Annotated in this window: 12 protein-coding genes and 1 pseudogene; 3 read left to right on the forward strand and 10 right to left on the reverse strand. The window is 42.9% G+C overall.

Translation table 11 applies throughout. The features are described 5' to 3' along the window. Positions 1-23 precede the first annotated feature (23 nt). The 6 genes from HUG15_RS12225 to HUG15_RS12250 all read right to left on the reverse strand — a co-directional run bounded on the left by HUG15_RS12225 (position 24) and on the right by HUG15_RS12250 (position 4,896). Positions 24-689 (reverse strand): GntR family transcriptional regulator, encoded by a 666-nt coding sequence (locus HUG15_RS12225; protein WP_200123377.1) that lies wholly within the window; start codon positions 687-689, stop codon positions 24-26. A 219-nt stretch (positions 690-908) separates the two neighbouring features. After that, a complete protein-coding gene (locus tag HUG15_RS12230; protein ID WP_200123378.1) occupies positions 909-1,919 on the reverse strand; it encodes an NAD(P)/FAD-dependent oxidoreductase in 1,011 nt (336 codons plus the stop codon). 80 nt (positions 1,920-1,999) lie between these two features. Beyond that, entirely contained in the window at positions 2,000-2,362 is a 363-nt protein-coding gene (locus HUG15_RS12235) for a Rieske (2Fe-2S) protein (protein ID WP_200123379.1), read from the reverse strand. Then, positions 2,359-3,444 carry an amidohydrolase family protein gene (locus tag HUG15_RS12240; RefSeq protein ID WP_200123380.1) on the reverse strand — a complete coding sequence of 362 codons (1,086 nt, stop codon included), beginning with the start codon at positions 3,442-3,444 and terminating at the stop codon, positions 2,359-2,361. The genes HUG15_RS12235 and HUG15_RS12240 overlap by 4 nt, the downstream gene beginning before the upstream one ends. A 73-nt stretch (positions 3,445-3,517) precedes the next feature. Beyond that, a complete protein-coding gene (locus HUG15_RS12245; RefSeq protein ID WP_200123381.1) occupies positions 3,518-4,075 on the reverse strand; it encodes an HD domain-containing protein in 558 nt (185 codons plus the stop codon). 20 nt (positions 4,076-4,095) lie between these two features. Continuing rightward, the gene (locus tag HUG15_RS12250; protein ID WP_246516328.1) at positions 4,096-4,896 is read right to left on the reverse strand and encodes a class II aldolase/adducin family protein; all 801 of its coding nucleotides are present in this window, start codon (positions 4,894-4,896) and stop codon (positions 4,096-4,098) included. Positions 4,897-5,096: 200 nt separating this feature from the next. Here HUG15_RS12250 and HUG15_RS12255 point away from each other — a divergent pair, with 200 nt between their 5' ends. Then, on the forward strand, positions 5,097-5,978 hold the full coding sequence (locus HUG15_RS12255; protein ID WP_200123382.1) for an alpha/beta fold hydrolase: 882 nt from the start codon (positions 5,097-5,099) through the stop codon (positions 5,976-5,978). Between the two features lie 178 nt (positions 5,979-6,156). Here the strand turns inward: HUG15_RS12255 and HUG15_RS23375 are convergent, their stop codons facing one another. The 3 genes from HUG15_RS23375 to HUG15_RS12265 all read right to left on the reverse strand — a co-directional run bounded on the left by HUG15_RS23375 (position 6,157) and on the right by HUG15_RS12265 (position 8,581). After that, positions 6,157-6,282 (reverse strand): hypothetical protein, encoded by a 126-nt coding sequence (locus tag HUG15_RS23375; RefSeq protein ID WP_281393475.1) that lies wholly within the window; start codon positions 6,280-6,282, stop codon positions 6,157-6,159. Between the two features lie 921 nt (positions 6,283-7,203). Continuing rightward, positions 7,204-7,491, reverse strand: coding sequence for a hypothetical protein (locus HUG15_RS12260; protein ID WP_200123383.1), 288 nt, complete (start codon positions 7,489-7,491; stop codon positions 7,204-7,206). A gap of 1 nt (position 7,492) precedes the next feature. Next, positions 7,493-8,581 (reverse strand): IS630 family transposase, encoded by a 1,089-nt coding sequence (locus tag HUG15_RS12265; RefSeq protein WP_200123384.1) that lies wholly within the window; start codon positions 8,579-8,581, stop codon positions 7,493-7,495. Positions 8,582-8,895: 314 nt separating this feature from the next. Between HUG15_RS12265 and HUG15_RS12270 the strand changes: the two genes are divergently transcribed. Both HUG15_RS12270 and HUG15_RS12275 read left to right on the forward strand, forming a co-directional pair. Next, complete coding sequence (locus tag HUG15_RS12270) at positions 8,896-9,180, forward strand: DUF3219 family protein (protein WP_200123385.1); 285 nt, start codon at positions 8,896-8,898, stop codon at positions 9,178-9,180. Positions 9,181-9,402: 222 nt separating this feature from the next. Next, a pseudogene (locus HUG15_RS12275) lies at positions 9,403-10,384 on the forward strand (LLM class flavin-dependent oxidoreductase). Positions 10,385-10,396: 12 nt separating this feature from the next. Here HUG15_RS12275 and HUG15_RS12280 read toward each other — a convergent pair. Beyond that, on the reverse strand, positions 10,397-11,587 hold the full coding sequence (locus HUG15_RS12280) for an MFS transporter (RefSeq protein ID WP_200128965.1): 1,191 nt from the start codon (positions 11,585-11,587) through the stop codon (positions 10,397-10,399). Between the last annotated feature and the right edge of the window lie 375 nt (positions 11,588-11,962).

The following is an 11,962-nucleotide window of genomic DNA, read 5'->3' on the forward strand; positions in this document are numbered from 1 at the left end:
TCCTTCGAAACCATTGATAGTCATCAGTGCTTTCTAAAATGAGAGTTCGTCATATTCACCGGTGTGTTTGTTTCGATAATGTGCTTTTTTAAACTTTGGATAGCCTCATCCACATCTCTCGTTTTGAAAGCATCCAATACAAAACGGTGGTCTTCCGTATGTTTTTGTAAATCTAAAGACTGTTCTTTTTGATATGAAAAAAGCAGACGAATCCGGTTAAATATCCCATCCCATAAAGATTCAACATTACTCATGTTAGAGGAAGAGATGATCAATTCGTGAAATTGCATATCCAAGTCGCTAAAAAGGAGATGATCATTAAATATGGCGGCACGTCTCATTTGCTCTACGATACGCTCGAATTTATCAAAATCTTTCTGCTCCCAAAGTGGCAAAGTGTTTTTTAAAGCAAATGTTTCAATATTAACCCTCATAGGAACTAACAACTCTGTAACTTCTTCCGTTGTAATATGACTTACTTTGGTTTCTTTATATGCTGTAGAAATCAGTAACCCTTCCATAACTAATAGTTGCATAGCTTCACGTATGGGACCTCTACTCACTTCCAAATCCTCGGAAATTTTTGTTTCTGTCACTTTTTCGCCAGGGCTAAGCTGGCCCATAAAAATGGCCTTTCTGATTTCCCCGGCAATTTGATGTTTTAACGAAGTTTTTTTTAGGTTATTCATGATATCACCTTAATTAAATACGATAGTCTCTCGATTCTATCGTAGCATCTATGACAATATACACTTTTTATGGAAGCGAGCCAAATAACGGCATCCACTAGAGACTCGTTGTCATTCCCAATGGGAGTGTGCCCTTGAAAACCCTCGGTATCAGACACCGAGGGATACAAGGGTTAAACAACCAGTTGATATGATGTGCGGCATGGTCTTCTGCTTCATCTAAACTTGACCCATTTTCGGGAACAAATGTGTACTGTGTTGTGGTTGCAGGCGGCTCTCCGGATCAAGGTATGCTTTCACATTACTTATGCCTGTAGGTGCTTCTCCAAATCCGGTGGCAATGAGCTTTATTTTTCCCTCATACGTTGTTATATCTCCTGCCGCAAAAATGCCTTCGATATTCGTTTCCATTTTAGAATTGACGACAATCGAGTTTTTCTCAATATCCAAACCCCAATCTTTAATAGGCCCCAGGGAAGATATAAACCCGTAATTAACAATCAGGTCGTCAATGTCATACCCCTCTTTTCTATCCCCATTCGTTTCTTGAACCACAATCTTATTCACTGTCTGTTCGTCTCCTATAATTTCTTCAGGTGTAAAGGGGGTTAACACATTGATGCTTGATTGTTGGAGTTTTTCCACGCTGTGCTCATGGGCTCGAAATTTGCTCCGCCTATGACATAGTTTTACGCTTTTGGCAATGGGTTCAAGCATTAAAGCCCAGTCCACAGCCGAGTCTCCTCCGCCACAAACAAATACTTCTTTTCCTTCAAAATGGTTAAGGTCATCGATAAAATAATGAAGATTTTTGTCTTCGTACCATTGAGCATTGTCTAATTTTAATTTACGTGGTTGAAACGCACCGACACCAGCTGTAATTAAAATCGTTTTGGAATAATGAACATTTTCCTCGGTTTGAAGGGTAAATATTCCTTCTTCATCCTTCTCTATCGTTTGTAACGTCTCATTTAATATTATAGCTGGATCAAACTGAAAAGCCTGCGTTTTTAAATGATCAACAAGCCCTTGTCCAGTTATCTCCGGAAAACCTGCCACATCATAAATATATTTTTCGGGATACAATGCAGAAAGCTGCCCTCCGAGCTGGGGCATGCTTTCGATTACCTTCACATTTAATTGACGCATCCCGGCATAAAAGGCAGAAAATAATCCTGCCGGACCGCCTCCGATAATGATTACATCATAAATATCCTCTTTAGGCAACAATTTTTGCCTCCTCTCTTGCCACTTCCACACCGGGGCAGGTCTCGCGTGGTATGGTATGGTATGGTATGCTTTGCTTTATCTTATTTCCTGGTAGAAACGATAACATCGTCCCCTTCGAATGATACGTTGAAATTCCCTAGCTTGCGATTGGGATCGACAAGCATGCGTCCTTCGTTTTTGATGTCATATTCGATTCCATGCCAAGGACAGCGAAGAATCTCGCCTTCTTTCACATAATGGTATTCTCCGGGCGTATCCGTAGGAGCAGGAGCCCCACATACCACGCCTTCCGACATGGCAGCCCCTTGATGGACACATTTATCTGTAAAGGCATAAAATTCACCGTCAGGTGTACGGCACAAAACGATCGGTATCGGACCTAAATTAGTACTCATGATATTTCCGGGGGATAATTCTTCTTTCTTGCACACCACTTCTTTCATTGTGTAACTTTCCCCACCTTTGTTGGTAACTTTGGATATAAATTTCTGGCATTTTCTGCAAAAATCTTTTGTTCCAGCTCTTCTCCGAGGGGGGGGAGTGCCCGGAACGGGGAATCATAATCCCAATGGGGATAATCCGTGGAAAAACAAACGATTTCGTCAGAATCCATAAGTTCAATAAACTTTAGAAATTCGTCCTTTGTTAGCTCATCGACAGGCTGAGTCGTAACGCGAACATGATCCTTAACGGTATCACTTGGCATCCGCTTGACCCAAGGGACCTCATGACGAAGTACTTTGTATTGTTGATCCATTTTTTTCATAAACGCAGGGATATATGTGAAACCGGCTTCAATCATCGCCAACTTCAGATTCGGGTATTTTTCAAAAACGCCGTTAAAGATCATGCTGCTAATCTGAATCATATGCGTATTCGGCATGACGGAATGCCATTCAACAAAGTAACGCGGAAATTTGCCGTAATAATTCGGCGGTTCTTGATGATGCATACCGATCATCAAATTATGGCGTTCAGCTGCCTCAAAAATCGGGTGGTAATACGGATCTCCCCACGGGCGATCATCAATCGGCAACAGCACTTGCACCATTTTCGGATGAGAGCCAACCCGTTCAATCTCTCTGACCGCAGATGCAGGATCCTGAGCCGCAATGTGTACAGATCCATATAAGCGGTCATCTTTTTCCAGCCAATTTTCAATTTGCCAATCATTATAAGCAGTAGCTAAAGCTACAGCCATCTCATACCAACCATTCATCGATGATGGAGACGGATCACCCGCTCCTGTTAAAATCCCCGCCTCATGGCCAACATCATCGAGTAATTGTTGCTGCATAAATGAGAGATCGTTTCCTGCCGGACGACCGTCGGGAACTTTAGCATCCGCCCGATCAAGGCCCGCTGCTCCTAATATAGGATAAGGAAGATGTTTTTCCTGCACCCAATTCGTATCTTTTATATATCTTTGCCAAGGATTATCCAAATAGGGAAGCAGTTCATCGTAAGTAACCCTTTCGTGAATATCCATGTCAATAATTGGACGTTTTTTCTTGCTTTCAGCCATTTTCCACCTCTCCTTTGTATTTATTTATCAATGCCCTTGTCGCAATCAAGTGGTCATATGCCTGTGCTGTTTCCTAGTCGAATTGAGGCTCGCGTGAAAAGACTCTTCTTACCATAGGTTCAAAAAACTCAATCGGCAAATATTCATAATCCGGATCAAAACAATTTTGATCGTAATCCCTGCAAAACTTCACACAATCATCATAATAAGGGTGATCTTTAAAGTGGTCACGAGCATTTCTGTCTTCCTCAGATAGATGGCTCATGTAGTGTTGTTGAAATACCGGATGCATTTTTATGATCCATGTGACTTTTTTGGATAGAAAAGGTTTAACGATGGCAGCTACCATTTCTCCGTGCGTATGAGGCGCTAATTCGTCACCGATATCATGTAAAAGTCCGCCTACAATCATATCCTCATCTTCGCCATTTCTATAAGCTCTTGTCGCCGATTGTAAAGAATGCTCATAACGAGAGATTCTGTAACCACTAAAGCTATGTTGAAGTGCTTTAACTGTTTCCAATAACCGATCGGGAAGACCTGTATTAAAGCCATCTTCTAACTCCTCTAAATAAATGAAATCTTCCTCAGTTCCCTCATTCATCTCTCTAAAATTGACTACTTTTTGCATTGATTAGACCTCCTCAAATATTAATTCAGTAAATCTGGCTGCTCATTGACAATACGTTCCCACAAGGGTTGGAAATTTTCCCAACCATCTTTTTCTCTTCCGACTTGCCGGGCTGTTAATTCAGCATTTTTTGGATCGATCGGATGGACGATACCTGCAGCTTCCGCTAGCAATTGTGATTGACAGGAACGCTCCATTGTAATAAACCAAAAAGCTGCCGCGTCTACGGATTGCCCGACGGTTAAAGGACCATGACTCCTCAATAAAACTGCTTTATTGTTTCCTAATGCCTTAGCAACTTTTTCTCCCTCCTTGTCTTCGTATACAACGCCTGAAAATTCATCCAACACAGAATGATCATTATAAAAAGCGCAAGCATCCTGGGTAAGTGGATCAATCAATCGACCACTAGTAGACCAAGTTTTTCCATAAACAGGATGGGCATGAGCAGAAGCAATGACATCCGGCCTTGCTTTGTGCACAGCAGAATGTATAGAGAAGGCCGACTTATGAATCGAATAGTCTCCCTCAACGACTTCTCCACGATCATTGACTAAGACAAGATCCGTTGTCTTAATCTCAGTAAAAGGCTTGCCATAGGGGTTCACCCATAAATGATCTTTATATTCCGGATCTCGATATGTAATGTGACCGGCTGCTCCCTCGGAAAATCCGAAGCGCCCAAATAAACGAAAAGCCCCTGCCAAACGTTGCTTGCCATGTTCACGCTCTTCACTAACACTCTCAAACGAAGGGGGTTGTAAGTAGTCTTGAACATCGTTACCTTTTATACGTTCTTTTTGCTCATCATTGATACTCACATTTCTTCACTCCTTTTTTGACGAGCCTTGATTTTGGATCCAACGAAAAGTTCAGCAACTCTTTACAAAAGAATAACATTAATTATTATATTGTCAACAACATTATAATCATTCAATCTTATGATTGACGTAATTTCTATAACAAGTTACTATTTTACTATGTAATCAAAGATTAAGAAATTTCTGGAGGGTCATGTAAAATGGATGTTGATAAAGAAGTTGAGCATGGATACCTGGAGGTTAATGGGATCTATCTCCATTATGTCACTAGCGGTCAGGATGGCGCACCGGTTTGTGTTCTCTTACACGGGTTTCCGCAAAATTGGTTTTCTTGGCGTTATGTCATTCCTGAACTTAGACATAGCTATAAAGTTATAGCTGTAGATTTAAGAGGGTATGGAGATTCGGATAAACCAGAGGAAATAAAAAGTTATGATAAACAAGTGATGGCAAGTGATATACAAGGGCTGCTCCGTCATTTGGGTGTACAAAAAGCCATCATCGTAGGTCACGATCGGGGAGCTAGAGTAGCGAGACGTCTGGCAATAGATTTTCCTGAACTTGTAGATAAACTTGTGCTTATTGACATCTTGCCAACAGAATACATCTATGATTCGTTGTCGGTTTCGGAAGCAGCCATTAACTATTGGCAATGGGTTTTCCCAGTCATTCATGATCTGCCAGAAGCTTTCATCAAAGGAAAAGAAGAAGAATATCTAAAATTCACATTAAACCAAGGAAATGATTTTTTCAATTTGTTAAGGTCAGATGGGTCTTGGGAGAAATACTTGGCAGATTGGCAACAACCGGGTGCTGTTTCAGCAGCTCTTAATGACTATCGAGCTTCATATCACATAGACTTGCCTCGATACCGAGAAGAAAAAAATACCGAATTAAGAGTAAATACGCTTTTATTATGGGGAGATGAAGGAAACGTGGCTCATTTTCCTGTTCTTGATGCATGGCGTCGTACTGTTCCCAATGCCATAGGTTTGAAAATAAAAGGATGTGGACATTTTGTGCCAGAGGAAAAACCAAAAGAAGTTGCGCAGAATATCATTCATTTTTCAAAAGAATTGTAACTGTTCAGGTGGGGGGATTAAAGCAGCGCTCGTCAAAATGCACGCCACAGCTATCAAGCAATGTTCGATGGTCATTTCCGTCGGTTGTTGAAAGGAAAGAGCAAACAGAGACCTTAGCGCTAATTGATGCGGTCAACTGTTTGTCTTTCTTTTTGTTTATAAAGATGCTAATACATGATCAGCTCCAAAAATCTTCGTACTCCTCTAAAAACCATTCCGTAGCTTCCTGCTCACCGGCATCGTTATCTTCCGTATAGTGCAGTGCTTCCCCGGTGATATCACTGTTTGTCTCATATTCTTCCAAAAACGCAACAAATTCATCATCTCTTTCTGCAAATGATGTTCGCAGTGACCGTTAGCGGCTGGGATGGGAAGAAAGAATCGTCAGGGTCCAAACTTATACCGATGAATTTTGACAATTCCAGTTATTAATCAACATAATTCATCGAAAATATTGATGGGTCAACACTAAAATCTATGGCTGACAAATAGGTTTAAGTATGGGCTATGGTAACCGTTACGGAAAAACACGACGTTTTCCGTGGACTTGCGCTCAGTCTCCTCGTTAGAAAACTTGGCTTTTCGACAAGCTTTTATGGCGAAAGCCTTAGTTGCGCTTATGCAGGTAAGAAAGTTGATTTTTACTTTCTTACCTGCAAAAAAGAAGTTCGCTTTTTCTGCGGGGTCTTCCCACTGCGCTTTCCCACTGTCTCCGCGTTTTTCCTCCGCTAGTGGTCTATATCAGACGTTCTTTTCAAAACGCCTATTCACATATCTCCCGATTCTTTGAGGACTGATCGGGGTCAAAAACTGCATTATGAGTTCTCAGTAGCTCGATCTGAGGACTGATCGGGATCAAAAACTGCATTATGAGTCCTCAGTAGCCCGATCTGAGGACCGATCGGGGATAAAAACTGCATTATGAGTCCTCAGTTGTTGTGGTTGATCATCGTTTGGCTGGATTTTTGTGCAGGAAAGCATTTTTGAAACGTTGCACTAGTGGAACGTTTCAAAAGTCCTTTCAGTGTATAAGTTCCCAAAATCGACTTTATTTCGTCTTTTCCTGAAATGAAACCATATGGATGCCCTGTCAATGTAAGTCATTTCCTTTTTACCGAACAAATAAAGCTATTCTCGGGATTATCATTCGTTTTTGTTCTTAAAAAAGACACAAGTCACTCCAAATAGGGGTCAAAAGTTTTAAAATTTGGATTGTCCCCATCAGTTACCAAGGCGCAATCGCAAAGGCAAAATCATTGATCAATAAATCAATGATCTCTTCCATTATCCCTTTGAACGGGGTGGATTCCCATTTGCCACGGTGATTCGCCATGCCGAGTTGGTAATACTGGGTACTGACCTTTGTTAACCGAGCTCGATTGACTCGTTCACCGTCTTCTACCGAGTAAATAACCAAATGATTGCCATGTTTGCGAACGTTGAGATGGGTCAATCCCTGTTGTTCCAACGCTTCTTCTAATGCATGTTGATCCAGTTCATCGGGTTTTGACATGTTAAGCGGCCTCCTTGGGTTCATGTTGCATTGGATAACCGCCAAATGTCCAGTTAAACGGGTGGCCTTCCTCATAATTCCAGTGCTGAATGAACGCCATAACGTTCGCTTTTAATGCCTCCTGGGAATGAAAGCTACCCCATTTCAAGCAGCGGCGGTGTAAGATGGAGAAAAAGATCTCGATCTGGTTCATCCAAGAGGCATGCTTCGGTGTATAATAAAAGGAAAATCGGTTTCCGTTCCTTTCGTTGAACTTGCTCCATCTCTCGGACGGCCCGTCATGGTGAATGTTTAAGTTATCCCAAACAATAATGACTTCTTGGTGTGGATACGCTGCGGCCAGTTTTTCCATAAACGCCATTAAATCATCGGCTTTTCGGGTTGGGCGGCATTGAGCAACAACGTCTCCGGTCGTGATTTCAAACCCGGCAATCAGCGACATGGTGCCATGACGAATGTATTCATGTTCGTAGCGACCCGGCTGGCCTGGCAACGCGGACTTCGGTTCAAATTTTCGTTCCAATGCCTGCATGCCGGTTTTTTCATCCACGCAAATGACCACCGCGTCTTTGGGCGGTTCAAGGTAGAGAGAGACAATATCATTCACCTTTTCCCGAAACCTCGGATCTTTGCTGTGGAGCCACATGTCGTGACGATGGGGACGGAGATCATTGCGTTGGAGCGTACGCTGAACACTTGAACGACTCATTGCCGGACCTTGAGCATGTTGTGCTGCAGCTTCGGCAAGACTATCCAGGCTCCAATATGGCCGAATGGGAAAGGCATACGCTTTCGGTTTGTCACAGGCAATGGCAATCACTTCGCAACGTTGTTCGATGGTGAACTTTCTGGGAGCTCCGGAACGAGGTGAATCATGAATCCCTTTCATCCCTTGTTCCTTAAAGCGCTTGCGCCACTTCTTCACGGTTTTTTCAGTGGTGTTCTGTTCCTCGGCAACTTGCCGATCGGGCTTCTTTCGATAAATCGTTTCATAAACCAAATGCGCGCGAAATTTTTGACGGTACTCAACGCTTTGACCATTTTTCTTCTCTTGTAATAAGCGTTTCTCTTTCTTGGTTAGAGAAGCCATATCATTCCCTCCAAGTAAACAATTGATATAAATGGATATGAATTTCATTCTATCAATCTATCTGGGGAGACGTGAACAGGTGTTTTGGAAAGGATTTCTGATATAGACCACTAGCTCGTGTTAGTACCATAACTATTCACTGATATCAACGATAGATTTTAGTGAAGAGCCAATATTGATTATAGTAAATTCTTTTATGGAAAAATGTTAGCAGAGACTATTTTTGGCCTCCAGCTTTTCATTTTTGGGCACATACTTTGCCCCGCGCTTTCCTGAATGCTATCCTTTTCTTTGAGAAAGTGAGGATGGTTCTTTTGGTTAACGAAATTCTGTTGAATGATTACACCATTAAAGTTGAAAGCTACGAAGAAGAAAAAATCGATGGTTTATATACCATCAACGTTGGATTTAAAGTGACAAGCGAGGAGTATCACGCGATTACGACTTTGCTGTATGAAGGAACGTTTGATGTGAAGGTGCCGGAGAGAGAGTTAACGTTTCGCGGGACGATTCAGCAATATTTCACCTCTATTACGAATCTGTATATCGAAGGGCAAGTAGGCGATTACACATTAAAATTAATCGAAAATAAGGGATAGTTGGTCTGGATCAGAAATTTTGCCTTCCTTTGTTCCTCTCGGAGTAACTCGTCACCCGTTTGAGGAATTACTTTGCTATTCTTGTTCCTCCCGGCGCAGCTCGACCTCCGTCCGAGGGATTACAATCGCGCTACCGTCCCTATATATGTGGCAATATCACTCTAGATCTACTGATAAGAAAAACAATTTCTGGGATAAATCACTAGAAAGAAGGCATGTTACATGAAGCTAAGCATCTTGGATCAGTCTCCGATTTCGTCAAATCAAACGGCTGAAGAGGCATTGAATAAATCAATGGAGCTGGCACAGACGGGCGAGCAGCTTGGATATGAACGTTTTTGGATGACCGAACATCATGATTTGCCGGGGCTGGCGTGTTCAGCGCCCGAAGTCGTGTTAAGTTACATCGGAGCGAAAACCAATACGATACGCCTCGGCACCGGCGCGGTTTTGCTCCCCCACTACAAACCCTACAAAGTAGCAGAAGTCCACCATCAGTTAGCTACGCTCTTTCCGAATCGGATTGATTTGGGAATCGGACGAGCCCCGGGCGGGTCCGCTGAAGTGACGAATGCTTTAAATGATAACTTTTTGCAAAATGTCTATAAGATGCCTGAGTTGGTCGAGGAACTTCTCGCTTATTTAAATGACAAGGTCCCAAAAGTATCTGCTTCTCCAATTCCGGACGCCTCCCCTACTCCTTGGATGCTTGGCACGAGTGCAAAAAGTGCCTTGTTTGCAGGAGAATACGGGATAAACTATGTGTTCGGCCAGTTCATGAGCGATGAGGATGGACCTCAAGTCACCCGGAAATATTTGGATACCTTCACCCCTAGAAAACAAGGACATACACCGCGAATCATCGTAACCATTTCCGCCACCTGCGCAGAAACGACTGCAAAAGCGGAAGAAATCGCTCTAAGCTCTCTCATTTGGCAGATACAGAAGGAAAAAGGAGACGAAGGGCATGGCGTCCCCTCGATCCGGGAAGCAAAAAACTCCGCTGACAGATAAGGAAAAAGAACGATTAGAAGACATGAAACAGCGCATGATCATCGGCGATCCGCAAGAAATAAAGGCGCAGATTCAAGACATTCAATCGAAATATCAAGCTGATGAACTCATGATCATGACGACCACATACTCCCCGGAAGATCGTGTACGCTCGTATGAGTTGATCGCCGAAGAAATTTTTAAGCGGTGACCCTCTCCCTATTCACCCTCTTACTTCCTCACCCTGAAACAATGACTTATCTTCCACCTTGTGCGTTAGGATCGTGAGGAACATGCCAAATGCAATCATTCCTGCCGCCACGAAAGTAATCATCGTATACGTTAACCCGGCACTCAACAACAACGATCCGAGTGCTGCGCCAATGGCATTCGCGAGATTGAACACAGAAGCCGCGATGGTGCCGGAGAGCGAAGGTGCTTCTTTTGCCGCAAGAATTATCTTAGTATTTAAAATTGGCGTCGTGCCAAACGTTCCCGCGCCAAACAAAAAGGCCATAACGAAGGCGAGGACCGAAAATTGCAAGATGGATGTGAACATTGCAAGCACAATAGCCAACAAACCCAAAACAGTGATAAGTCTCTCGGTTAAACGATTGGGATGAATGTTTCCGGAAGCAAAATTGCCGATAACTGCCCCAAGACCAAAGAAAAATAACCCCGCTGTCACCCCTGTCACGCCAAAATCGGCAAACTCCCGGAGCATCGGCTCTTTAAACGTATAAGCCGTGAATACACCGGAAAATCCAAAGATGATTATGGCAATGACCATAAGGACATTTTTATTTTTAAAAATACCAAGTTCCTTTTTCAAGTTCGGAGCCTCGGACTGTTTCGTGTTTGGAGTGACCGTCGCAAGACCGATCAACGTTATAAAACCAAGAATAGCCATGAACCAGAATACGAATCTCCAGTCAAACATGCCGCCGAGAAAAGAGCCGAACGGCACTCCGAGCATCACGGCAATGGTAAGGCCGCCCTGAACCATAGCGATTGCCCCTGTCCGTTTTTCCGGAGGGGACATATTCATGGCCAGAGACATACATAAGCCAAAGAATGGAGCATGCATGGCAGCCGAGGTCAATCTAGACAGCAATAAAACGTCAAAGTTTGGAGCGGTTGCCGCCATAATGTTACTGGCGACAAATATAGCCATAAGACCAACAAGCAATGGTTTTGGCGGGAATTTAATCGTTATGATGCGAAGGAGCGGACCGAAGATCGCCACACTAATCGCATAAACCGTTAACAGCAATCCTGTCGTTGATACGTCAACGTTCAGATCTTCCGCAAATTGCGTGAGCAAGCCTGTCACGACATATTCGGTCATGCCAACGCCGAATGTGCCAAGCATAAAAATGGTTAAAATCGTTTTCCTGGAAAAGGTTACGCCCATCATGGTCCAACACCCCTTTGTTTCCTCTGTTTTTGAAATCACAAGAAAACATCCTACACCATATGCGGGGAGGTGTCTAGCCCTTTTTAAAATGAATGGCAAATGACATAATTGGCAACAAGCTGTATGAAACTTCTCCTTGATTTTTATCAACTTCAGGCGAGAAATCCACAGTTCCCCCGATGTTACGGTTGTATCTGACAGACACTTTCATAGAAGGTGTTGATGCAAGGGCGTTTCACACACTGCGATCGGCCAAGGGGAAAAATTTCTGTAATAGAGTACTTAACATATTGCTTCAAACATATAACAGACGTATACAGTTGGACAAATCCGTGAAAGATGGAGTAGTGCAAAACTTTGAATCGATGGAGG

Origin of the sequence: Salicibibacter cibarius, from assembly GCF_016495725.1 — a bacterium.
Lineage (GTDB): Bacteria > Bacillota > Bacilli > Bacillales > Marinococcaceae > Salicibibacter > Salicibibacter cibarius.